Raw genomic sequence first — 23,441 nt, forward strand, 5'->3', positions numbered from 1 at the left:
GCTGCACACCTACAATCACCACCGCGGACACACCGCACTGAAAGGGCAACCACCCGCCAGCCGCGTCCCCAACCTCACGGGTCAGTACACCTAGCGGGCCCCGGCCCCCGCCATCACAGGTACTTCTTCAACTCCCGGCGGGCCAGCGAGCGCTGGTGCACCTCGTCAGGGCCGTCCGCCAGCATCAGCGTGCGGGCGCCGGCGTACAGCTCGGCGAGCGGGAAGTCCTGGCTGACGCCGCCCGCGCCGTGCAGCTGGATCGCGCGGTCGATGATGTCGACGACCGTGCGGGGCGTGGCGATCTTGATGGCCTGGATCTCGGCGTGGGCGCCCTTGTTGCCGACGGTGTCCATCAACCAGGCCGTCTTCAGCACCAGCAGACGCAGCTGCTCGACGGCCACGCGCGCGTCGGCGATCCAGTTCTGCACGACGCCCTGCTGGGCCAGTGCCTTGCCGAAGGCGGTGCGGGAGACGGCCCTGCGACACATCAGCTCGATGGCGCGCTCGGCCATGCCGATCAGCCGCATGCAGTGGTGGATCCGGCCGGGACCGAGGCGGGCCTGCGCGATGGCGAAGCCGCCGCCCTCCTCCCCGATCAGGTTGGTGACCGGCACACGCGCCTGGTCGAAGAGCACCTCGGCGTGGCCGCCGTGGTAGTGGTCCTCGTAGCCGAAGACCTGCATCGCGCGCTTGACGGTGACGCCCGGGGTGTCGCGGGGGACCAGCACCATGGACTGCTGGCGGCGGATGTCGGGCCCGTCCGGGTCCGTCTTGCCCATCACGATGAAGATCTTGCAGTCCGGGTTCATCGCCCCGGAGATGTACCACTTGCGCCCGGTGATGACGTACTCGTCGCCCTCGCGCCGGATGTGCGTGGTGATGTTGGTGGCGTCCGAGGAGGCCACCTCCGGCTCCGTCATCGCGAACGCCGAGCGGATCTCACCGGCCAGCAGCGGCTCGAGCCACTGCTTCTTCTGCTGCTCGTCGCCGAACTGCGCGAGCACCTCCATGTTCCCGGTGTCCGGTGCCGCGCAGTTGAGGGCCGTGGGCGCCAACTGCGGGCTGCGGCCGGTGATTTCGGCGAGCGGGGCGTACTGGAGGTTGGTGAGACCGGCGCCGTACTCGCCGTCGGGGAGGAAGAGGTTCCACAGCCCCTGCCTGCGCGCCTCGGCCTTCAACTCCTCGACGACGGCCGGGGTGTCCCACGGGGACGCGAGCGCTGCGCGCTGCTCCTCCACCACCGCCTCGGCCGGGTAGACGTACTCGTCCATGAAGGCGAGCAGCTTGGCGCGCAGATCCTCGGTGCGCGCGTCGAACGCGAAGTCCATGTGCGATCAGCCTTCCTGAAGGGTCGTCAGACCGTGCTCGATGAAGACGGGGACCAGGCCCCCGATGCGGTCGAAGCCCTGGCCGACCGTCTGGCCCAGCGTGTAGCGGTAGTGGATGCCCTCGAGGATCACGGCGAGCTTGAACCAGGCGAACGCCGTGTACCACGAGACGGCCGAGACGTCCCGCCCGGAGCGGGCCGCGTACCTCTCGACCAGTTCGGCGGGGGCCGGGTGGCCGGGGGCCTCGGCGGTCGTGGAGACGGGGGAGTCGGGCGTGCCGAGCGGCAGGCTGTACATCACCAGCAGGCCGAGGTCGGTGAGCGGGTCACCAAGCGTGGACATCTCCCAGTCCAGGATGGCCTTGATCTTGTCGTCCGCTCCGATCAGCACGTTGTCCAGGCGGTAGTCGCCGTGGACGACGGTCGGTGCGGGCGAGGTCGGCAGGCGGCGGCCGAGCTCGGCGTGCAGCTCGTCGATGCCGGGCAGGTCGCGGTTGCGGGAGGCGTCCAACTGCTTGCCCCAGCGGCGCAGTTGCCGGTCCAGGAAGCCCTCGGGGCGGCCGAAGTCCGCGAGACCCACCTCGGCGGGGTCCACCGCGTGCAGCTCCACCAGTGTGTCCACCAGGGACAGCACCGCGCCCCGGGTCCGCTCGGGGCCCAGCGGGGCGAGCTGGCCGGCGGTGCGGTACGGAGTGCCCTCGACGAACTCCATGACGTAGAAGGGCGCCCCCAGCACCTCCTCGTCCTCGCACAGCAGCACCGGCCGGGGCACCGGCACCTCCGTCGGGTGCAGCGCGCTGATGACCCGGTGCTCACGCTTCATGTCGTGCGCGGTGGCCAGGACATGGCCCAGCGGAGGCCGCCGTACGACCCACTTCGAGGTGCCGTCCGAGAGCGCGTACGTCAGGTTCGAGCGTCCGCCCTCGATCAGCCGGCCGGTCAGCGGGCCCTGCACCAGACCGGGCCGCTCGCGCTCCAGCAGGGAGCGCAGCCGGTCGAGATCGAGACCTGGCGGATGATCGGGGCTCATCGGTGCTCCTTCGCGGGCGCGTGAACGGGACTCGCCCCATCATGCCGACTGGTCGGTATGTCGTCCAGTGCCAGGACTCGAAGTGACCGGGGCCACCCTGGGCCGAAGCTCGCACGGGAGCCTGCTCCCCACGTTCAGAACACCAGTGTCGCCCCACACGCCGCCATGGCCACCGTGCACAGGATGGCAGCCATGGCGTGGCGGGGAGCCAGGACGACGGGAGCCGCGTCCGCCGCGAGTGCGCGGATGCGGCGGTGGGCCAGGAGGAGGAAGGCCAGCCAGAGGGCGCAGCACAGGGCGCAGGCGACGACGCCTACCGACGACACGCCGCCGTGCAGTGCCGTCTTCATGGCCAGTACAGCGACCACCGTGCTCGCCAGGGTCGTACGACGCCACGCGAGGCGGGTGCGTTCGGGCTGCAGGCCGGGGTCACGGGTCTCGGCCGTGCTCATCCCTCCCACCCGACCAGGACCACGACGACCATCGCGACGGCCACGATCGCGACGACCACACTGAGCAGGGCCGGGAAGCGGGAGACCGGGAGGTCCTCGCCCCGGCGCATGGCCCGCTCGCAACGCATCCAGTGGTTGACCGCGCGCAGCGAGCACAGCACACCGGCGCCCAGCAGGGCGAGCGCCAGCCCGACGCGCCAGGCCCAGCGCAGGTCGGGGAGGAACTGGTCCACCGCGAAGCCGCCGCCGATCAGCGCGAGGGCGGTGCGCAGCCAGGCGAGAAACGTGCGCTCGTTGGCCAGGGAGAACCGGTAGTCGGGGGTGTGGCCTTCCTCTCGGACCTGCTCGGGGGCGAACCAGAGCCGGACGTTACGTGCGAAGTCGATCACGTCGAGGACTTTATCCGGTGCGCCTTCAGGCGTTCGAACGCGGCCAGCCCGTCCGGCACCCACTCCCAGTCCGCGAGCCGCCGCTCCACCTCGGCCTCCGGGAGGAAGTCATGCCAGGCGACCTCCTCGACCTGGGGTCGGACCGGCAGTGCGCAGCGCACCTCGTACACCGCCGACCACCAGGTGCGACCGGCGCCGTCGTCGTACAGGAACTTGAAGAGGAAGCGGGGGGTTGGCAGGCCCGTGACGCCCAGTTCCTCCTCGGCCTCGCGCAGGGCAGCCTCGTCGTAGGACTCGCCCGCGCCGACCACACCGCCGACGAACATGTCGTACAGGGAGGGGAAGACCAGCTTGGTCGGGGTGCGGCGGTGGACGAAGACGCGGCCCTCGGCGTCCCGGGCCTGAATGAAGACGCAACGGTGCCGCAGACCCTTGGCGTACGCCTCGCCGCGCGGGGACTGCCCGATGACCTGGTCGTGCTCGTCGACGATGTCGAGGATCTCGTCTGCCGGGTTCGTCATACGGCCATCCAAGCAGGCCGCAGTCGGTTCGGCGGCAGCTCCCGGCTCCGCTCGGCTCGTCCCGGGAGGGGGCTGGTGGGTGTGCTGCCGCCGTGCAGTCGACGCGCGACGGTGAACGCAGGGATGCCCCCCCCCGCGAGCACCCTGGTGTCTGGCGGCGTGGGAATGCGCTGGGGTGAACGGGCCCGCCGTCGGTTCGGCTGGAGGTCCGGGATCCGGTCGGCTCGTCCCGGGAGGGGTCGGTGGGCGGGATGCCACCGTGGAGCCGGCGCGCAACGATGAACGTCGGGACGGCGCCCGCGAGCGGTGTCAGCCGAGTCCGGCCGTGGCGGCCGAGGTCGCTGCCTGGTGTCTGGCGGCGGGAAAGATGGGTTGGGGTGAACGGGCCCGCCGTCGGTTCGGCTGGAGGTCCCGGATCCGGTCGGCTCGTCCCGGGAAGGGTCGGTGGGCGGGATGCCACCGGGGAGCCGGCGCGCAACGATGAACGTCGGGACGGCGCCCGCGAGCGGTGTCAGCCGGGTTCAGCCCTGACGGCCGAGGTCGCTGCCTGGTCCGGCGGCGCGCTAGGCAGCCGTCAGTTCGGCTGCAGGTCCCGGATTCGTTCGGGCTTGGCCGTGCCGGTCGGCATGCAGGGGTGCAGGCCGAGCAGGACGATGCCGCCGACGATCGCCGCGAGGCCCGCCGCCTCCCAGGCCAGGGCGCCGGTGTCGGTGCGCAGCCGGTCGCCCAGGAAGCCGACCCCGCACAGGATGCCGGCCAGCGGCTGGGCGGCGGTAAGGGCGGGCAGGGACATCCGCAGGGGTGCCGTCTCGAAGGCGCTCTGGACCAGGATCAGGCCCGTGACACCGAGCGCGGCCACGCCGTAGGGCTGCCAGGTGGTGAACAGTTCGGTGAAGCCGCCCTCGGAGAAGCGCTGGCCGCTGATCCGGGTGAGGGCGTCCTGGACGCCGTAGAGGACGCCCGCGGCGAGGGCCAGCAGCACGGGGGCGGCGCTCAGCCGGGAACGCTTGGCGTACGTCGTCAGGAGCAGGGCCAGTCCGAGCATGGCGCCGATGATCAGCCAGTGCCGGAAGGGGTCGGTGAGCGCGCTGCCTCCGCGTGGCTGGCCCGCGACGATGAAGGCCGTGACGCCTCCCGCGAGCAGTGCGAGTCCGGTCCACCCCTGACGGCCGAGCGGCTGCCGGGTCTGGCGGCGGGAGAGGGCCAGCGCGAACAGCAGGTTGGTGGCGAGGAGCGGCTCGACCAGGGAGATCTCGCCCTCGCTCAGCGCGACGGCGCCGAGCACCATGCCGACCACCATCAGCCCGATGCCGCCCAGCCAGCGCGGCACCCGCATCAGGTCCAGGAGCAGCCGGGGCGAGAGGAAGTCACCCAGGGGCGCGTGCTGTGCCGCGTTCTGCTGGAGCACGAAGCCGAAGCCCAGGCAGCATGCCGCGCTCACGGCGAGAACCAGAACCAGAACCGACACGCTGCGTACCTCGATCATTGGGCCGGGCTACGGGGGGCGTTTGGGTGACTGTAGCGTCCCAGTGCCCGGCGTGCCCCTGGGAGTACTCGTATTCGGGCGGTCGACCCGTCACTTCGCGCCGTCGATCAAGGGGCGGTCGAGGGCGGTGACACGGCCGTCCGGACATGGTGCGGGGTAAAAGGGGACGGTTGCCATGGCGTACGCCACACCCCGGCCCCGGCCCGCGTCCGCGCGGCGGATGTCCGGATCTCAACTACCACAGGGACAACGGAAGTTGACGCGTGTAAGGCTCAGTCGACTCTTGACGTAAACCATTGGCTGCCGGTTTGCTGTGCGTGATCAGACGAAGGCAGTCCGCAGCCCTACGCCGACCGTGCCGCGTGAGGAAACCCGAGGTGACTCCACCCCCACCGCCCCTCGGCCGGGCCCGCAAACGTGCGGCCCAGGTCATGGACGCGGCTCTCGACGACGGCGAGCTCGTCGCCGCCCGGGCCGCCCTGGCGCAGGGGCGGTGGCAGGTGGCGCGGTCGCTGCTCGTGCACACGGGGGACGACTGGGACCGGCGCGGCCACCGGGTGGTCGTGCTCGCGCAGGAGCGGCACGCCGCCGCCTGGGCGCGGGACTGGCTGCTCGCCGAACCCGATTCCGGCGACGGGGCCCTGCTTCTCGCGCTGGCCCTGGTCGAGCGCGCCGCACGCGGCAAGGAGCAGCCGGACGAGGCCCGCGAGGCCTGTCGGCGCGCCGCGGGCCTGCTGCCCGCCGACCCCACTCCTTGGCTCGGACTCCTCCTGCTGGAGCAGGCCTGGGACGAAACCGAGCGGATCTTCGGCCAGATCCGCGCCCGATACGCCGACCACCACCATGCCCACCACGTGATGGTCGCCCGCCTCGCCGAACGCCATGCCGAGGCCGGACCCGATCCGCTGCACGAGGTCTACGACTTCGCCAACTGGTCCGCCGAACAGGCCCCCGCCGACTCCCCGCTCGCCGTCCTGCCGGTCATCGCGCACGCCGAGCGCTACCGCGTCCTCGCCGCCCACGGCCATGAACCCGCCAACCCCGCCGCCTCCCGCCACTGGACCGGACGCCGGGCCCGGCAGGTCATGAAGGCCGCCTTCGATTGGTGGCTGGAGTGGGAGCACGAGGGCCACCCGCGCCGGCTGGTCGACCTGAACTTCCTGGCCCACGCCAAGGTCTGCGAGGGCCGGGGCGCCGAGGCGGCCGCCCTCTTCCACCGGATCGGCGAGCACGCCACCGCCGCGCCCTGGTCCTACCCCGACCGCGATCCGTACTCCGCCTTCCGTGCCGCGCGCACCGCCGCGCTCGGCACGGCATGACAGACCCGACACCGACCCCGAGGACGGTCCCTACATGGCCACCGAGAATTCCAGCGCGAGCAGACCCGCCGCCGGCATCAGCACCTTCAAGGGCCAGGAGCGCGCACTGCGGGCCGACCGCCTCGGCACGGGCGGTCTGCTGCTGTCCGTGCTCGCCGCGACCGCCCCCCTCATGGTGGTCGCGGGTGTCATGCCCACCACATTCGCGGTGATGGGGATCGTCGGCCAGCCGCTGCTGTTCGTCGTCCTCGGCGTGGTGCTGATCCTCTTCAGCGTCGGGTACGCCGAGATGAGCCGGCACGTCCACAACGCGGGCGCCTTCTACGCCTACATCTCCCGCGGCCTCGGCGGCACCGCCGGCGCGGGCGCCGCCCTGGTGGCCCTGGTCGCCTACAACGCGCTCCAGGTCGGCATCTACGGCATCTTCGGCTTCGAGGTCTCCGGGCTGTTCGCCACCTACGCCCACGTGGACATCGCCTGGTGGATACCGGCGCTGGTGGCACTGGCGGTCGTCGGCGCGCTCGGCTGGCTGAAGATCGACCTCAACGCGCGGGTGCTGGGAGTGCTGCTGATCGTCGAGGTGATCCTTGTGGTGATCTTCGACGTCGCCGCGGTGGCCGACCCGGCGACGCAGGGCCTGTCGCTGCACGCCTTCAATCCGGACACCCTCAGCGGCGCGGGCGTCGGCACCGCCCTGTGCTTCTGCATCGCGGCCTTCCTCGGCTTCGAGCAGGCCCCCGTGTACGCGGAGGAGACCAGCAGGCCGCACATCCTGGTGCCGCGCGTGATGTTCCTCGCGGTCGGCGGTGTCGCCGTCTTCTTCGCCGTCAGCTGCTGGGCGCTGACCGTCGCCGCGGGACCCTCCCAGGTCGTCGGCGTGGCGCAGAAGGAGAGCGCCGGCATGCTCTTCTCGCTGACCGACTCCCGCCTCGGCGGAACCTTCACCGACGTGCTGCACGTGCTGTTCGTGACCGGCATGTTCGCCGCCATGCTCAGCTTCCACAACGTCGTCGCCCGCTACACCTTCGCCATGGGCCGCGAGGGCCTGCTGCCGCGCGCCTTCGGCCGCACCACCGGCACCAGCGGCGCCCCCGGCACCGGCTCGCTGCTGCAGACGGCCGTCTCGGCGGTGATCGTGATCGTCTTCGCGGTCGCCGACAACAAGCCCACCGGTGATCCGACGGCGCCCGTGCTGCACCTGTTCACCTGGTTCGGCAACATCGGTGCGCTCGGGGTGATCGTGCTGATGGCGGCCGCCTCCGTGTCGGTGATCGTCTTCTTCGCCCGGCGCGGGGCCGTGGGCGCGCAGGCCTGGCGGCTGGCGACCTCGGCGCTTGCCGCCGTCGCCCTGCTGGTGATCGCCGGCTACACGGTCAAGGACTTCGACGTCCTGGTCGGCGCCGGTCCCGACTCGGCGCTGAGCTGGGTTCTGCCCGGCACCGTCGGCCTCGCCCTGATCGTCGGTCTCGTCCAGGGCCTGGTCCTGCGCTCGCGCGCACCCGAGGCCCACGCCCGCATCGGCCTCGGCAACGAGGCGTTCCAGCTGGAGAAGGCGGCCCAGGAGACGGCGTAGCACCGCAGCGTCGACGGCATGGCACCGGGGCGTTTCTGAGAACGCCGTAAGAAGTGCTTACGGAACCCTGACGAGCACCCGCGATTCCTGGTCCGGCGGGGCCCGCGGGTGTTCGAATGGATACGTGAACCCCGAACAACCCGAGGAGCCGGGCAAACCGGCGCCGTCCACGCAACGCGGCACCCCGGTCGGCCGCCGGGTCCTGCTCGGCACCATCGGCCTGGGCGCCCTCGGCGTGGTGACCGCGCCCACCGTGCAGCGCGCCCTGGAGAGCTTCCTCGGCGCCGCCGCGGGCAAGGACCCCACCGGCCTGACCGGTCTGCTCCCGAACGGCGGCGGTTTCCGCTACTACTCGGTGACCACCTCGGTACCGCACAAGGACGCCTCGAACTACCGCCTCACCGTCGGCGGACTGGTCGACCGCCCGAAGACCTACACGCTCGACGACCTGCGCGCCCTGCCGCAGACCCGGCTGGTCAAGGACGTCCAGTGCGTCACCGGCTGGCGGGTCCCGGACACCCCCTTCGAAGGGGTACGGCTCTCCGACCTGCTGGACGCGGCGGGCGTGCGGTCCGGCGCCGGGGCGGTCCAATTCACCTGCTTCGACGGCGCCTACACCGAGAGCCTCACCCTCGACCAGGCGCGCCGCTCCGACGTCCTGGTGGCCCTGCGCATGCAGGACAAGGAGATCGGCCACGACCATGGCGGCCCGGTCCGCCTGTACGTGGCGCCGATGTACTTCTACAAGTCCGCCAAGTGGCTCTCCGGCATCACCGTCACCGAGCACGTCAAGCGCGGCTACTGGGAGCACCGGGGCTACGACGTGGACGCCTGGGTCGGCAAGTCGAACGGACGCGACGATGACCCTACGAGCTGAGGCGCGCACCCCGGCGGCCACCGAGGTCCGCCGGTTCGGGCCGGTGCAGAAGTGGGTGCACCGGACCACGGCCGCGCTGATGGGCGTGTGCGTGGTGACGGCCGCCTTCCTCTACGTCCCGCAGTTCGCGGAACTGGTCGGCCGCCGCGAGCTGGTGGTGCGCGTCCACGAGTGCGCCGGGCTCGCCCTGCCGGTGCCCGTGCTGGTGGGCCTGGTCTCCCGGCACTTCCGCGCCGACCTCGGGCACCTCAACCGCTTCGGGCCGCACGACAAGACGTGGCTGCTGGCGGTCGTGAGCCGGGACAAGCGCCGCTCCTCGCGTCCGGCGGCGAAGTTCAACGCCGGGCAGAAGATCTACGCGTCCTGGATCGCCGGGGCCACGCTGGTGATGCTCGGCACGGGCCTGATCATGTGGTTCACCCATCTCACCTCGATCGTGTGGCGCACCAGCGCGACCTTCGTGCACGACTGGCTGGCGCTGACCATCGGGATCGTCATCGCCGGGCACATCGGCATGGCGATCGGCGACCCGGAGGCCCGAAGCGGCCTACGGACGGGGAAGGTGAGCCGGGAGTGGGCGAAGCGGGAACACCCTCTCTGGCGTCCTTGAACCGGGCCCGGCGGGCGGCCCTGCCCTTTCCGTCGGCTGCGAGCTCTCGCCAGGTGACGGGACCGTGACGGTGGGCGCCACCACCGTGAAGGCGTCCTTCAGACGTGCCTCGGTGCTGCCGTAGCGGACGACCACGTCGACGGATGCCGGATAGGAAGCCAGGGTCGGTACGACCGCCGACAGCACCACTTCGTCGCCCGACACGGAGCGCAGCACGCTCGGCACGGGCAGCGCGCGCCCGCCGATGGACACGCTTCCGAACCTGGGCAGTTCGGCGGGGTCGAAGTAGGTGCCGTGCAGCTCGATCCCGACGGTGTCGCCGGGCTGGGCCACCTCGGTGTCCACCCCGGCGATCCGGTAGGCGCACGCGGGCGCGGAGCCCGAGGAGGCCTTCAGCCGCACGGTGGCGTGCGGATGCAACCGGTGCAGCTCCAGCAGCCCGCCGAGGACGGCGTGGGCGGCGCGCCCCTTGCACGTGTCGACCTTGCCGGCCAGCGCGGTGTACTCCCTGGCCACCGTCGCCCAACCCCCGCCTCGGCCCTGCACGGCGAGACAGGCGGTGGCCAGAGCCCGCAGCACCCGCCACTCGGGGTCGGCGGAGGCCGCCGGGACGACCGTGAGGACGGCCCGGCACCGGCCCGGGTCCCTCAGCTGGTCGTAGACACCGGCCGGGTCGGGCGCGGGGTCGGCGTTGGGGGAGACCGGGCCGGGCGGAAGCCAACCCGGGCTCAGAAGAAGGCTGCTGCTGTGGCTGGGAGAGGGCGTGGGGGAGCTGCGACGGGGGGTCGTGGCGCCGGGATGGTGGTGCGGAACGTCCGGGCGTACGGTCCCCATGGCCTCCCCGGCCGGTGACTGACGGGGAGTGGGGGAAGGCGGTGCTGTACGGGGGCCGTCGGTGACCGTGGGACCGGTGGTCACGATCGAGCTGCCGCGGCCTCCGCCGTCCGGGCTGCCACTTCCGTCACCGCCGAAGGCCGCGACGGCCACCGCCACCGCTCCCGCCACGAGCAGCCCCGAGATGCGCATCCCGAGGGAAACCGCCATCATGCCCCCCGACACGGTCCGCCCCCGGAGCTCCCAGGCCCGGGGATCTCCTCATCATGCGGGCGGCCACGCGCCCGGGGAACCCGTATTCGGCTGATCCTTGGGGAATGTTCAGGAAGTCCCGAAGTCCAGCAGCACCTTGCAGGACCGGCTGCGGTCCGCCGCCAGTGCGAAGGCCGACCCCGCCTCCCGCACCGGGACCACCGCGCTGACCAGCCCGTCGAAGGCGGGCTCGGCCGCCAGCAGCCGCAGCGCCTCGTCGAACTCGGTGTCGAAGCGGAAAGCGCCCCGCAGTTCGATCTCCCGGCTGACGACGAGATTGCCGGCGAAGGGAGAGAGCCCCGGCGGCAGCATCCCCAGCTGGACCACGACCCCGCCGCGCCGCACCAGCCGCAGACAGGCGTCCAGCCCCGCCGCCACCCCGGACGCCTCCACGGCCACGTCCACCTCGGACGGCCACCCGGGATCGTCCGGGTCGTCGGCCCGTACGAGGGTGTCGGCGCCGGCGAGGCGGGCGTACTCCAGGGCGGCGGGGAGCAGGTCGGTGACCGTGACCCGTGCGGCGCCCGCCGCCCTGGCCGCCGCGACGACCAGACAGCCGATGGGTCCGGCGCCGGTGACCAGGACGTGCCTGCCGGTCACGTCCCCGGCCCGGCGCACCGCGTGCAGGGCGACGGACAGCGGCTCGGCGAGGGCCGCCCGGCGCAGCTCCAGCCCCTCCGGAAGCGGCCTCAACTGCTCGGTGGGGACGACCACTCGGGCCGCGAAACCGCCTTGTACGTGGGGGAAGCGGGCCGCGCTGCCGAGGTAGCGGGTGTCCCGGCAGACGTTCCGGCGTCCGTCCACGCACTCCGGGCAGGCACCGCAGGGACTGGCCGGGTGCACGGCGACGGCCGTACCCGCGGCGGGACTTGCGGGGGACGGGGAGCCGTACGCGAGGACCGTCCCGACCACCTCGTGCCCGAGCAGCATCGGCTCCCTCAGGCGGAAGTCGCCGACCCCGCCGTGCCTCCAGTAGTGCAGGTCGGACCCGCAGACCCCGCCGTAGCGGACGGCCACCAGGGCCTGTCCGGGGGCGGGTTCCGGGACCGGCAACTCCTCGACGCGCAGGTCGTCCTGACCGTGGATCACACAACCGAGCATCCGCGGGGCCCCCTTCACAGCACGCTCGTCATTCCGCCGTCGACGTACAGCACCTGTCCGCCGACGAAGTCCGCGGCGGGCGAGGCCAGGAAGAGCACCCCGCCCACCAGGTCCTCGGTACGGCCCCAGCGGCCGGCCGGGGTGCGGCGGCGCACCCAGGCACTGAACTCCTCGTCCTCGACGAGGGGTTGGGTCAGCTCCGTCTCGATGTAGCCCGGCCCCAGGCCGTTGACCTGCACACCGTGCGGGCCCCAGTCGGCGCACATGCCCTTGGTCAGCATCTTCAGCGCGCCCTTGGTGGCCGCATAGGGCGCGATGCCGGGGCGGACCACCTCGCTCTGCAGCGAGCAGATGTTGACGATCTTTCCGTGACCGCGGGCCGTCATGTACCGGGCCGCCTCCCGGCCGACGAGGAAGGCGCTGGTGAGGTTGGTGTCCAGGATGCGGTGCCAGTCGGCGTCGGTGAACTCCAGGAGCGGGGCGCGCAGTTGCATGCCCGCGTTGTTGACGAGGATGTCCAGGGGGCCGACCCGCTGTTCGACGTCCGCCAGACCGGCCTTCACGGAGGAACCGTCCGTCACGTCGAACACGGCCGTGTGCACGTCGCCGGGCAGTTCCGCGGCCGCCTTGGTGAGGCGGTCGGCCTCCCGGCCGTTGAGGACCACCGTGCATCCGGCCTCCGCCAGGCCCCGGGCGAGGGCCAGCCCGATGCCCCGGCTGGAGCCGGTGACCAGGGCCCTGCGGCCGCTGATGTCGAACAGGGGGTGACTCATCCTCGTACTCCTAGATGACCAGTGAGAGGAGCAGGACCAGGCCGCCCGCGACCACGGAGATGATGGTCTCCATGACGGACCAGGTCTTGATGGTCTGGCCGACGCTCAGCCCGAAGTACTCCTTCACCAGCCAGAAACCGGCGTCGTTGACATGGCTGAAGAAGAGCGAGCCGGCGCCGATGGCCAGGACCAGCAGGGCGGTGTGCGTGGTCGACATGTCGGCCGCGAGCGGGGCGACCAGACCGGCCGCCGAGACCGTCGCCACCGTCGCCGAACCGGTGGCGAGCCGGATGATCACCGCGATCAGCCAGGCCAGCAGCAGCGCCGGGATCGACCAGTCCTTGGAGATGTCCAGGATCATCCGGCCCACGCCGGTGTCGATCAGCGTCTGCTTGAAGCCGCCGCCCGCGCCGACGATCAGCAGGATGCCGGCGATGGGCGCGAGTCCCTGCTCGACCAGCGGCGTGAGCCGCTCCCGGCCGAACCCGGCGGGCCGCAGCAGCGTGAAGATGCCGACGAGCACCGCCGCGAGCAGGGCGATCAGCGGGTTGCCTATGACGTCGAAGACGCGCTGGGTGATGTCGTCGGGGTTGTCGATCACGATGTCGACCAGTGCCTTGGACAGCATCAGCACGACCGGCAGCAGGACGGTCGCCAGGGTGGCGCCGAAGCCGGGGCGGTTCTCCAGTTCCTCGGACGCGCGCGGCGGCAGCATCCGCTCGGGGACCGGGACGTCGACCCAGCGGGCCGCGACCTTGGAGAACAGCGGGCCGGCGATGATCACCGTCGGGATGGCGACCAGGATGCCCAGCGCCAGCGTCACACCGAGGTTGGCCTTGACGGCGGAGATCGCGACCAGCGGACCGGGGTGCGGCGGGACGAGACCGTGCATCACGGACAGACCGGCGAGCGCCGGGATGCCGATGCGCATCACGGAGTAGTTGCCGCGCTTGGCGACCATCAGCACGACCGGGATCAGCAGCACGATGCCGACCTCGAAGAACAGCGGGAGTCCGATGACCGAGGCGATCAGCACCATCGCCCACGGCATCGCCCGGCCGCCGGCCTTGGCGAGGATGGTGTCGACGATCTCGTCCGCTCCGCCGGAGTCGGCGAGCATCTTGCCGAGGATGGAGCCCAGGGCGATCAGCACACCGACGCTCGCGACCGTGGTGCCGAGTCCGGTGGTGAAGCTGAGGATGACCTTGTCCAGTGGGGCACCCGCGACGGCACCGAGCACCAGCGAGCCGATGGTCAGGGACAGGAAGGCGTGCAGCTTGAACTTGGTGATGAGCACGACGATGACGGCGATGCCCACGAGTACGGCGATGCCCAGCTGAGCGTGGCCGGCCGAGGTGATCGGCTCGGGTGCGTCCGCTGCCAGCATCTCGACGCTGAGTCTGGTCACGGTTTTCCCTTGCAGGTACGGGGAGTTGGGTAGGGGTCTTACCGGGCCGGGTGGGGGAGTGCGCTCAGCGCCTTCATGGCCCGTTCGGTGATCTCTTCGGGGCTGCCGGTGACGTCCACCGCGACACCCGCCTCGTCCGGCTGGAGTGGCTGGAGGGTGGCGAACTGGGAGTCGAGCAGCGCCGTCGGCATGAAGTGACCCTGCCGATGCGACATCCGGTCCTCGATCAGGGCACGGTCGCCCGTGAGATGGACGAAGACGACACCGGGGGCGGCGGCGCGCAGACGGTCGCGGTACGACCGCTTCAGCGCCGAGCTGCTGACCACCCCGCCGAGCCCGGCCCGCTCGTGCGCCCAGGCGCCGATGGCGTCGAGCCACGGCCACCGGTCCTCGTCGTCGAGCGGGACGCCGGCCGACATCTTGGCGATGTTGGCCTGCGGGTGGAAGTCGTCGCCCTCGGCGTACGGAACGCCGAGCCGCGCCGCGAGCAGGGGACCGATGGTGGTCTTCCCGGTGCCCGCGACGCCCATGACCACGACGACATGGGGGGTGCTCATCGCTGCCTCACTGTCCTCTTCGACACATGATGTCGACGTAACTGAAACCGATTAGGTACGACGAATTCAAGACCCCGGCATAAATAAGTCTGACTTTTTATGCCTGTGATCCACCCCGTACTCTGAGTGCATGAGCACAGCGGGCCGGGGGCTGCACGGCCGTGTACTGGACACCCTCGGCCCCGCGATCACAGCGGGCGAGTACCCGCCGGGCAGCGTTCTGCGCACGGACGAGCTGGCACAGCGTTTCGACGTGTCACGGTCGGTGATGCGGGAGGCGGTCCGGGTCCTGGAGTCCATGCACCTGGTCGAGTCGCGCCGGCGCGTGGGCGTGACCGTGCGCCCGAAGGCCGAGTGGAACGTGTACGACCCGCAGGTCATCCGCTGGCGCCTGGCCGGCGCCGACCGCCCCCGTCAGCTGCGCTCACTGACCGTGCTGCGCTCGGCGGTCGAACCGGTCGCCGCCGCGCTCGCGGCGAGGAACGCCAGCGCCGAGCAGTGCGCCGAACTCACCCAGTGCGCCCTCGGCATGGTCGCCAACTCCCGCGGCCACAAGCTGGAGGAGTACCTCGTCCACGACGTGGCCTTCCACCGGGTGATCCTCGCCGCCTCGGGCAACGAGATGTTCGCGCGCCTCGGGGACGTCGTCGCCGAGGTCCTCTCCGGCCGCACCCACCACGACGTGATGTTCGAGGACCCCGACCCCGCCGCCGTCACCCTCCACGTCCAGGTCGCCGAGGCGGTACGAGCGGGCGACGCGGCCCGCGCGGAGGAACTCACCAGGGAGATCACGGTGGGGGCGCTGCAGGAGCTGGACATCCTGGCGCCCTGACCGGCGTCAGTCGAGGAACTCCCCGTCCACGTACACCCACGCCCCCTCCACCCGCTCGAAGCGGCTCCGCTCGTGCAGCGCGCCGCCCCTGAAGGACGCGCGGAAGGTCACCGTGCCGGTGGCGTGGAAGGCCGAGCCGTCCGCGGTGTCCAGGATCTCCAGGCCCGTCCAGCGCATCCCTGGGTCGAAGCCGACCCGGGCGGGGCGGGTCCGCGGATGCCAGGTGCGCAACAGGTAGGGCTCGTCGCGCCGGACGAAGGCGCTGTAGCGCGAGCGCATCAGCGCCTCGGCGGTGGGTGCGGCCGCCTCACCCCGGTGGAAGCGGCCACAGCACTTCTCGTACGTCCCCGGCAGACCGCAGGGACAGGACGGTGAGGGGCGTCGGGACATGGGGGCCATTCTGCCCGGCCCGCCCGCCTACGCCGACTCGGCGTTGGTGGGCGGGTGCGAGGGACGCGCCGGGATCTGGGCCGGCAGCGCGGGCAGCCGGGTGCCGTACACCCAGGCGTCGAAGAGGCCGTCCAGCGGTTCGTCCGCGTAGCGGTTCGCATGGGCCGTGAACGTCGTGGTCGTCACCGCCCCGCCCCGGTGCAGTCCCGCCCAGCCGCGCAGCATACGGAAGAAGGCCTCGTCGCCCATCGCGCAGCGCACCGCGTGCAGGACCAGCCCGCCGCGCTCGTAGAGCCGGTCGTCGAACATCGACTTGCGTCCCGGATCGGCCAGCCGGAGGTCCTGCGGCTGCGAGGACAGCAACCGGTGCGCGGCGGCGGCCAGTTGCTGCGCGCTGCGCCCGCCGGACCGCTCCGACCACAGCCACTCCGCGTACTTGGCGAAACCCTCGTTCAGCCAGATGTGCCGCCAGTCCGCGATGGACACGCTGTTGCCGAACCACTGGTGCGCCAGCTCGTGCGCCACCAGCCGCTCCCAACCCCGGGCCCCGTCCACATGGTTGGCGCCGAACAGCGACAACCCCTGTGCCTCCACGGGCACATCGAGTTCCTCCTCGGTCACCACGACCGCGTACTCGTCGAACGGGTAGGGCCCGAACAGCTCCTGGAACAGATCCATCATCTGCGGCTGCCGCGCGAAGTCCCGTGAGAACTCCGGCAGCAGATGCGCCGGGATGTGCCCGTGCTGCGGCACCCCGCCCGGCCCCGGGTCGCCGAGCAGCACCGTCTGGTACTTGCCGATCGCCAGACCGACGAGATAGCTGGAGGTCGGCGCGGCCTGCTCGTACACCCAGGTCGTGGTGGACGCCTTGGTGGTACGGGTCAGCAGCCTGCCGCCCGCGACCACCGCGTACGCGGACGGCGTGGTGACGGAGATCTGGTACGAGGCCTTGTCGGCGGGCCGGTCGTTGCACGGGTACCAGGACGGCGCCCCGATCGGCTGGCTGGCCACCAGCGCCCCGTCCTCCAGCTCCTCCCAGCCGAGCCCGCCCCAGGGGCTGGGGACCGGCTTGGGGTTGCCCGACCAGTGCACCTCGACCGGGAAGGCGGCACCGGGGCGGACCGGCTTGGCGGGACGGACCCGCAGCCGGCCGCCGCGGTGCGTGTAGTGCGCCGGGCGGCCGTCCACCTTGACCCGGCCGATCTTGAAGTCGGCCAGGTTGAGGGTGAACTCGGCGAGCGGCGAGCGACCCGCTATGGCGCTGATCCGGGCGCTGCCCGCCAGCCGGTTGGGACCAGGACGGTAGTCCAGCGTGAGCTCGTACCGGTGCACGCGGTAACGGGCATCACCGTGTTCCGGAAAGTACGGGTCCGAACCACCCGACTGCTGAACTGCCACTGCCGCTTCTGCTCCCTGCGCCGTCGAACCACTCGCTCCCGCCGGTACGCCGCTCACCGGTGTCGAGTGGCCCGCGTTCAGGGACGCCATGCCTCGATCGGGTTGCCGAGCCAGCGGGTGTCGTCCGGGACGGACTCCGCGGCCATGACGAGCGACGCGGGACCCAGGGTGGTGCGGGCCCCGATCGTGCTGCCGGGCAGCACGATCCCGCCAGGGCCCAGCGTGGCGCCCTCACGGAGAACAACAGTATCCGTCCGCAAGATCCGGTCGTGGAAGAGGTGGGTCTGCAGGACGCAGCCCCGGTTCACGGTCGCCGCGTCCTCGAGGGTCACCAGGTCGGTCTCCGGCAGCCAGTAGCTCTCGACCCAGACGCCCTTGCCGATCCGGGCGCCGAGCCCGCGCAGCCACGCGGTCATCACCGGCGTGCCCGGCACGGAACCGGCCAGCCAGGGCACCGCCACGACCTCGACGAAGGTGTCGGCGAGCTCGTTGCGCCACACGTAACCGCTCCACAGCGGGTGCTCCCCGGTGTGGTGCCGGCCCACGAGCAGCCACTTCGCGACGACCGACACCAACGCGGCCACCGCACCGGCCCCGAGCAGCACGACACCCGACAGCAGCGCGGCCCACGGCCCGAGCAGGCACAGCAGGGCCGCCGTGCCACCCGCGATCGCGGCCGAGCAGAACACCGGCACGATCCGGCACAGCTCCACCAGGCCGCGCGCCCACAGCAGCCGGGCCGGCGGGTCGTACGTCCGGCTCTGGTCGCCGCTCTCGGCGTTCCGCGGCAGCTTCACCGGCGGCAGCCCCAGGTAGGAGCTGCCCTTCTTCGCCTTCTTCGGCGTCGCGGACAGCACGCCCACCAGCCCGCCGTCCGGCACGCTGCGCCCCGGCGCGGTCATCCCGGAGTTCCCCAGGAACGCCCGCCGCCCGATCTCCGCGCGCCCGATCCGCATCCAGCCGCCACCGAGCTCGTACGGCGCGGTCAGCGTGTCGTCGGCCAGGAACGCGCCCTCGCCGACCGTCGTCAGGCTCGGCAGCGCCAGCACCGTGGACACCTCCGCGCCCCGCCCGATCCGCATCCCGAGCAGCCGCAGCCACACCGGCGTGACCAGCCCGGCGTACAGCGGGAACAGCGTCTCGCGCGAGCGGTCCATCAGCTGCGTGACCGTCCAGGCCTGCCAGCCGGTCCGGCTGTGCGTCGGGTACGTCCCCTCACGCAGGCCCAGGCTCAGCAGCCGCACGCCGACGAGGATCTGCAGCGCGTACGCCGCCCCGAACGCCAGCGTCGCCGGGACGAGGGCGAGCGCGGCACCGCGCAGGGGCGCGGCCGGATCGATGAGGGCGTGCGCCACGAGGAAGGCGGCCCCGCACGCGATCAGCGGCAGCGCGGAGAGCACGAGGCCCGTCAGGCCGTACATCACCCGCCAGTACGTGCCGCGCTGCGGGCGCTCCTTGGGCCAGTTCCGCTTGGCCTTGCCCAGCTTGACCGCGGGCGCGCCCGCCCAGCGCTGGCCGGTCGGGATCTGCCCGTTCACCGCGGAACCGGGGGCCACCTCGGCGCGCTTGCCGACGCGGGCGCCCGGGAAGAGCATGCTGCGGGTGCCGACGGTGGCGTGGGCGCCGACCTTGACCTGCCCGATCTCCAGCCGGTCGCCGTCCAGCCACCAGCCGGAGAGGTCCACCTCGGACTCCACGGCGGCGCCCCGGCCCAGCTTGAGCATGCCGGTGACGGGCGGCAGCGAGTGCAGGTCGACGTCCTGGCCGATCTTGGCGCCCAGCGCGCGGGCGTACCGCTCCAGCCAGGAACCGGTCAGCGTGGTCGCCCCGCTGAACTCGGCCAGCCGCTCGGCGGTCCACAGCCGCAGATGGACGCCGCCACCGCGCGCGTACCGGCCGGGCTCGACGCCCCGCAGCAGCAGCCGTGCGCCGCCCGCGGCGATCGCGAGCCGTCCGGGCGGGCTGAAGAGCGCGATGCCGCCGGCCGCGAGCAGCCACCAGGGCGCCGTCGGCAGCCAGGACCAGGCGGGCAGCAGATTGCCGAGCGCGGCCAGCACGATCGTCCAGCGCAGACCGAGCAGCGTGAACAGCGGGACCAGGAGCAGCAACTGGACGACCTTGGCGCGGACCGGCACCGGGGCGATCGTGCGCCGGGCGCCGTCGTCCTGCGCCGACGCCTCCAGGTGGCGGGCCAGCTTGCGCAGCGTGGGCTGCTGGTAGATGTCGAGGACGGCCGCGCTCGGGTAACGGGTGCGCAGCCTCGTCGTCAGCTGGGCGGCGGCCAGGCTGCTGCCGCCGATCGCGAAGAAGTCGTCGCGGGCGCCGCTGACCGGGATGCCGAGGACTTCCGCCCACTGCTCGGCCAGCCACGCCTCGGTGCCGTAGAGCTGCTCGGCCGGACCACCGGTCTCCAGACCCTCCAGCGGCCAGGGCAGCGCGTTGCGGTCGACCTTGCCGGACGTGCGGGTCGGCAGGTCCTCGACGGGGGCGATCAACGGTACGAGCGCGGCGGGCAGCTCGGCGCGCAGCTTCTCCACCGCGGCCGCGTGGTCCCAGCCGTCCTGGGTGACGACATAGCCGACCAGGAGCTGGTTGCCGCTGCGGGCGGTGCGCACGGCGGCGGCCGCGCCGGCCACCCCGGGCAGCGCCTGCAGCGCGGCGTCCACCTCACCGAGCTCGATCCGGCGCCCGCCGAGCTTGATCTGCTCGTCGGCGCGCCCCAGGAACACCAGCCCCTCCCGCTCGGCTTTCACGAGGTCACCGCTGCGGTACGCCCGCTCCCAGCCCAGCGACTCGAGGGGCGCGTACTTCTCCGCGTCCTTCTCCGCGTCCAGGTACCGGGCGAGACCGACCCCGCCGATCACCAGCTGACCGCTCTCGCCCATCGGGACGGGCTCCCCGGCCTCGTCGACGACGGCCAGCTCGTAGCCGTCCAGCGGCAGTCCGATGCGGATCGGTTCCTCGCCGCTCATCAGTGAGGCGCAGGCCACAACGGTCGCCTCGGTGGGCCCGTAGGTGTTCCAGACCTCGCGCCCCTCCGTCACCAGCCGCTGCACCAGCTCGGGCGGGCAGGCCTCGCCGCCGAAGATCAGCAGACGAACGTCGTTGAGGGTCTCCGGCTCCCAGAGCGCGGCGAGCGTCGGGACGGTGGAGACCACGGTGATCTCCTGCTCGACCAGCCACGGGCCCAGGTCGGCGCCGCTGCGGACCTGCGAGCGCGGGACCGGCACCAGACAGGCGCCGTAGCGCCAGGCCAGCCACATCTCCTCGCAGGAGGCGTCGAAGGCTACCGACAGGCCCGCCATCACGCGGTCACCGGGACCGATCGGGTCCTCGGTGAGGAACAGCGCGGCCTCGGCGTCCACGAACGCGGCGGCGCTGCGGTGACTGACGGCGACGCCCTTGGGTTTGCCCGTCGAGCCGGAGGTGAAGATGATCCACGCGTCGTGCTCGACGCCCGGGCGGGCGGCGGGCACGTCACCGCGCCCGTTGACGGTCAGCTCGTGCGCGGCGCCGACGACGGCCCGCACCTCGGCCTCCCCGAACACCAACTCGGCCCGCTCGTCGGGGTCCTCGGCGTCCACGGGGACGTAGGCGGCTCCCGCGGCCAGGACCGCGAGGATCGCCACGTACAGGTCGTTGGTGCCGGACGGCACGCGGACGCCCACGCGGTCACCGAGTCCGACACCGGCCGCGCCGAGTTCGCGCCGCAGCCGCTCCACCTCGCCGGCCAGCTCCCGGTAGGTGAGCTGGACGGTGCCGTCGTCCAGGGCGAGTTCGTCCGGGTACGAGCGCACGGACGCGTCGAAGATGTCGACAAGCGTGCGGGGGGAGGCCGCCTGACCTCCCGAAAAACGTGCGGTGTCGCCGAACTGCTGGTGGATCTCAGCGCTGAGCTCTTCGTCGAGCAGGCCGAGAGCACTGCTCTCGTGTATGGCTGCCATCGGGTCCTCGCGTCTCGATCCCGGAAGCCTCCGGGGCGCTGGCGGGCCCGCAGGTCTGCCTGGGGTTGTCCTCCTCCAGCTCCGTAACAAAAGGGAAATCTTAGTACGACGCTAGGTTCATGCCATCTGATCAGCCACTCGGAAGGGCCGTTCGGGACACCATGAAGCCCCGCAGACCACCTCTGACCTGGTGATCTTCAAGGCGGAGAGAGATGTCCCACACCGTGGGTGAGGAGAGGCTCACGGGGCGCATGTGGCGCCCGACGCGAGAGGGCACATGCACGGCGCCCGACCAAAACACAAACGGTGCCGACCGAATATCGGTCAGCACCGGAGTGTCCGCTGATGGTGTCCGAGGGGGGACTTGAACCCCCACGCCCGATAAAGGGCACTAGCACCTCAAGCTAGCGCGTCTGCCATTCCGCCACCCGGACAAGGTGTCTGTCGTGCGGGGTTTCCCCCGCGGCGACGAAGGAAACATTACCAGGCTCCCGGGGGTGCCCGATCACCCCCCGTCGCGACCCCGCCCCGGCGTGAACGGCGTGTGACGGGCCGGGCCCGGCCTTGGGGCGCGGCCGGGGTCGGAGGGAGGATGAGGGGAACCACCAGCAGTGACAGCGGGAGGAAGCAGCGTGAGCGACACGGACACGACCAGGACCGTCACCGGCGAGGACGAGGTCGTGGACCTCTGCCGCGAGCTGATCCGGATCGACACCAGCAACTACGGCGACCACTCGGGGCCCGGCGAGCGCAAGGCCGCCGAGTGGACGGCCGAGAAGCTCGCCGAGGTCGGCCTGGAACCGCGGATCTTCGAATCGCACCCGGGCCGCGCCTCGACCGTGGCCCGTATCGAGGGCGAGGACCCGTCCCGGCCCGCGCTGCTGATCCACGGCCACCTGGACGTCGTACCGGCCAACGCCGACGACTGGACCCACCACCCCTTCTCCGGCGAGGTCACCGACGGGTGCGTGTGGGGGCGTGGGGCGGTCGACATGAAGGACATGGACGCCATGACCCTCGCCGTCGTGCGCGACCGGCTCAGGAGCGGCCGCAGGCCCCCACGGGACATCGTGCTGGCGTTCCTCGCCGACGAGGAGGCAGGCGGCACGTACGGCGCCCGGCACCTCGTCGACAACCACCCGGACCTCTTCGAGGGCGTCACCGAGGCGATCAGCGAGGTCGGCGGGTTCTCGTTCACGGTGAGCGAGCAGCGGCGGCTCTATCTGATCCAGACGGCCGAGAAGGGCATGCACTGGATGAAGCTGACCGTGGCCGGGACGGCGGGCCACGGCTCGATGATCCACCGCGACAACGCGATCACGGAGCTCTCGGAGGCCGTCGCGCGCCTCGGCCGGCACACCTTCCCGGTCCGGGTCACCAAGACCACCCGCGCCTTCCTCGACGAACTCGGCGACGCGCTCGGCACCGAGCTGGACCCCGAGGACATGGAGTCGACGCTGGCCCGGCTCGGCGGCATCGCCAAGCTCATCGGGGCGACGCTCAGCAACACCGCCAACCCCACCCAGCTGGGCGCCGGTTACAAGGTCAACGTCATCCCGGGCGAGGCCACCGCGCACGTCGACGGGCGCTTCCTGCCGGGGCACGAGGAGGAGTTCCTCGCCGACCTGGACCGGATCCTCGGCCCGAAGGTGCGCCGTGAGGACGTGCACTCCGACAAGGCCCTGGAGACCTCCTTCGACGGCGCCCTGGTCGAGGCCATGCAGTCCTCGCTGCTGGCCGAGGACCCGACCGCCAAGGCGATCCCGTACATGCTCTCCGGCGGCACGGACGCCAAGTCCTTCGACGACCTCGGCATCCGCGGCTTCGGCTTCGCGCCCCTCAAGCTGCCCCCGGAGCTGGACTTCGCCGGCATGTTCCACGGCGTCGACGAGCGGGTTCCGGTGGACGGCCTGAAGTTCGGCGTGCGCGTTCTCGACCGTTTCATCGACGCATCGTGACCTCCGTAATCGTCAGCCTGTACGGAACTGACTGAGAAGAGTGAATGCGCTCATAAGCTCGTAGCTCCATTAATCCCTCCTCGTTACAGGTGATGCGATCCGCTACTTGGGATCGCATTGCCAACAAGGAGGAATAATGATCAAGAAGGTCGTCGCTGCTGCGGCTGCCACTGGTGGTCTGGTTCTCGCGGGTGCGGGCCTGGCCGTCGCCGACGCCGGCGCTCAGGGTGCCGCGGTGCACTCCCCGGGTGTCGCGTCCGGCAACGTCGTTCAGGTTCCGGTGCACATCCCGGTGAACGTCTGCGGCAACACGGTCTCCGTGATCGGGCTGCTGAACCCCGCCTTCGGCAACACCTGCGTCAACTACTGACGTCGGCCCCCAAGGGGTCGTTTGTTCACGCCGTCGGCTC

At 71.6% G+C, this 23,441-nt stretch carries 21 protein-coding genes and 1 tRNA gene; 7 read left to right on the plus strand and 15 right to left on the minus strand.

Going from position 1 to position 23,441, the window contains the following annotated elements; translation table 11 throughout:
* Positions 1-113: 113 nt before the first annotated feature.
* The 6 genes from ABZZ74_RS40935 to ABZZ74_RS40960 all read right to left on the minus strand — a co-directional run bounded on the left by ABZZ74_RS40935 (position 114) and on the right by ABZZ74_RS40960 (position 5,187).
* Entirely contained in the window at positions 114-1,328 is a 1,215-nt protein-coding gene (locus ABZZ74_RS40935) for an acyl-CoA dehydrogenase (RefSeq protein WP_356949226.1), read from the minus strand.
* A 6-nt stretch (positions 1,329-1,334) separates the two neighbouring features.
* Positions 1,335-2,357 (minus strand): phosphotransferase family protein, encoded by a 1,023-nt coding sequence (locus ABZZ74_RS40940; protein WP_356949227.1) that lies wholly within the window; start codon positions 2,355-2,357, stop codon positions 1,335-1,337.
* Positions 2,358-2,491: 134 nt separating this feature from the next.
* Positions 2,492-2,809: a DUF202 domain-containing protein gene (locus tag ABZZ74_RS40945; RefSeq protein ID WP_356949228.1), complete on the minus strand. Its 318-nt coding sequence runs from the start codon at positions 2,807-2,809 to the stop codon at positions 2,492-2,494.
* A complete protein-coding gene (locus tag ABZZ74_RS40950) occupies positions 2,806-3,198 on the minus strand; it encodes a DUF202 domain-containing protein (RefSeq protein ID WP_208780979.1) in 393 nt (130 codons plus the stop codon). The genes ABZZ74_RS40945 and ABZZ74_RS40950 overlap by 4 nt, the downstream gene beginning before the upstream one ends.
* Positions 3,195-3,719 carry an NUDIX domain-containing protein gene (locus tag ABZZ74_RS40955; RefSeq protein ID WP_356949229.1) on the minus strand — a complete coding sequence of 175 codons (525 nt, stop codon included), beginning with the start codon at positions 3,717-3,719 and terminating at the stop codon, positions 3,195-3,197. The genes ABZZ74_RS40950 and ABZZ74_RS40955 overlap by 4 nt, the downstream gene beginning before the upstream one ends.
* A 574-nt stretch (positions 3,720-4,293) precedes the next feature.
* Complete coding sequence (locus ABZZ74_RS40960) at positions 4,294-5,187, minus strand: DMT family transporter (RefSeq protein WP_356949230.1); 894 nt, start codon at positions 5,185-5,187, stop codon at positions 4,294-4,296.
* A 395-nt stretch (positions 5,188-5,582) separates the two neighbouring features.
* On the opposite strand from ABZZ74_RS40960, the gene ABZZ74_RS40965 reads away from it, so the two are divergent.
* From ABZZ74_RS40965 to ABZZ74_RS40980, 4 genes are all read left to right on the plus strand, one after another.
* On the plus strand, positions 5,583-6,524 hold the full coding sequence (locus ABZZ74_RS40965; protein ID WP_356949231.1) for a hypothetical protein: 942 nt from the start codon (positions 5,583-5,585) through the stop codon (positions 6,522-6,524).
* A 34-nt stretch (positions 6,525-6,558) separates the two neighbouring features.
* Positions 6,559-8,097, plus strand: coding sequence for an APC family permease (locus ABZZ74_RS40970; RefSeq protein ID WP_356949232.1), 1,539 nt, complete (start codon positions 6,559-6,561; stop codon positions 8,095-8,097).
* A gap of 124 nt (positions 8,098-8,221) precedes the next feature.
* Positions 8,222-8,974 (plus strand): molybdopterin-dependent oxidoreductase, encoded by a 753-nt coding sequence (locus ABZZ74_RS40975; protein WP_356949233.1) that lies wholly within the window; start codon positions 8,222-8,224, stop codon positions 8,972-8,974.
* Positions 8,958-9,584: a cytochrome b/b6 domain-containing protein gene (locus ABZZ74_RS40980; protein ID WP_356949234.1), complete on the plus strand. Its 627-nt coding sequence runs from the start codon at positions 8,958-8,960 to the stop codon at positions 9,582-9,584. Before ABZZ74_RS40975 ends, ABZZ74_RS40980 begins: the two co-directional genes overlap by 17 nt.
* Here the strand turns inward: ABZZ74_RS40980 and ABZZ74_RS40985 are convergent.
* The 5 genes from ABZZ74_RS40985 to ABZZ74_RS41005 form a co-directional block, all read right to left on the minus strand.
* Positions 9,522-10,631, minus strand: coding sequence for a hypothetical protein (locus tag ABZZ74_RS40985; protein WP_356949235.1), 1,110 nt, complete (start codon positions 10,629-10,631; stop codon positions 9,522-9,524). The two genes, ABZZ74_RS40980 and ABZZ74_RS40985, sit on opposite strands and share 63 nt — an antisense overlap.
* Positions 10,632-10,739: 108 nt before the next feature.
* Positions 10,740-11,771 carry an L-idonate 5-dehydrogenase gene (locus ABZZ74_RS40990; RefSeq protein WP_356949236.1) on the minus strand — a complete coding sequence of 344 codons (1,032 nt, stop codon included), beginning with the start codon at positions 11,769-11,771 and terminating at the stop codon, positions 10,740-10,742.
* A 14-nt stretch (positions 11,772-11,785) separates the two neighbouring features.
* A complete protein-coding gene (locus ABZZ74_RS40995; protein WP_356949237.1) occupies positions 11,786-12,544 on the minus strand; it encodes an SDR family oxidoreductase in 759 nt (252 codons plus the stop codon).
* Positions 12,545-12,554: 10 nt separating this feature from the next.
* Positions 12,555-13,952, minus strand: a complete 1,398-nt coding sequence (locus tag ABZZ74_RS41000) for a gluconate:H+ symporter (protein ID WP_356949238.1) — start codon at positions 13,950-13,952, stop codon at positions 12,555-12,557.
* Between the two features lie 38 nt (positions 13,953-13,990).
* Positions 13,991-14,509 (minus strand): gluconokinase, encoded by a 519-nt coding sequence (locus ABZZ74_RS41005; RefSeq protein WP_133047179.1) that lies wholly within the window; start codon positions 14,507-14,509, stop codon positions 13,991-13,993.
* 130 nt (positions 14,510-14,639) lie between these two features.
* Here ABZZ74_RS41005 and ABZZ74_RS41010 point away from each other — a divergent pair, with 130 nt between their 5' ends.
* On the plus strand, positions 14,640-15,341 hold the full coding sequence (locus ABZZ74_RS41010; RefSeq protein ID WP_356949239.1) for an FCD domain-containing protein: 702 nt from the start codon (positions 14,640-14,642) through the stop codon (positions 15,339-15,341).
* Positions 15,342-15,347: 6 nt separating this feature from the next.
* Here the strand turns inward: ABZZ74_RS41010 and ABZZ74_RS41015 are convergent, their stop codons facing one another.
* The 4 genes from ABZZ74_RS41015 to ABZZ74_RS41030 form a co-directional block, all read right to left on the minus strand.
* Positions 15,348-15,740: a YchJ family metal-binding protein gene (locus ABZZ74_RS41015; RefSeq protein ID WP_356949240.1), complete on the minus strand. Its 393-nt coding sequence runs from the start codon at positions 15,738-15,740 to the stop codon at positions 15,348-15,350.
* An 18-nt stretch (positions 15,741-15,758) separates the two neighbouring features.
* Entirely contained in the window at positions 15,759-17,129 is a 1,371-nt protein-coding gene (locus ABZZ74_RS41020) for a M1 family metallopeptidase (RefSeq protein ID WP_356949241.1), read from the minus strand.
* Between the two features lie 77 nt (positions 17,130-17,206).
* On the minus strand, positions 17,207-21,073 hold the full coding sequence (locus ABZZ74_RS41025) for a Pls/PosA family non-ribosomal peptide synthetase (protein ID WP_356949242.1): 3,867 nt from the start codon (positions 21,071-21,073) through the stop codon (positions 17,207-17,209).
* A 346-nt stretch (positions 21,074-21,419) separates the two neighbouring features.
* Positions 21,420-21,507, minus strand: a tRNA-Leu gene (locus ABZZ74_RS41030).
* 198 nt (positions 21,508-21,705) lie between these two features.
* On the opposite strand from ABZZ74_RS41030, the gene ABZZ74_RS41035 reads away from it, so the two are divergent.
* Together ABZZ74_RS41035 and chpH are read left to right on the plus strand one after the other, a co-directional pair.
* The gene (locus ABZZ74_RS41035) at positions 21,706-23,031 is read left to right on the plus strand and encodes a M20/M25/M40 family metallo-hydrolase (protein WP_208779349.1); all 1,326 of its coding nucleotides are present in this window, start codon (positions 21,706-21,708) and stop codon (positions 23,029-23,031) included.
* Positions 23,032-23,167: 136 nt separating this feature from the next.
* Entirely contained in the window at positions 23,168-23,401 is a 234-nt protein-coding gene (gene chpH / locus ABZZ74_RS41040; RefSeq protein WP_356949243.1) for a chaplin ChpH, read from the plus strand.
* Positions 23,402-23,441 lie beyond the last annotated feature (40 nt).

The organism is Streptomyces sp. NPDC006476 (assembly GCF_040612015.1).
GTDB classification, from domain to species: domain Bacteria; phylum Actinomycetota; class Actinomycetes; order Streptomycetales; family Streptomycetaceae; genus Streptomyces; species Streptomyces griseorubiginosus_B.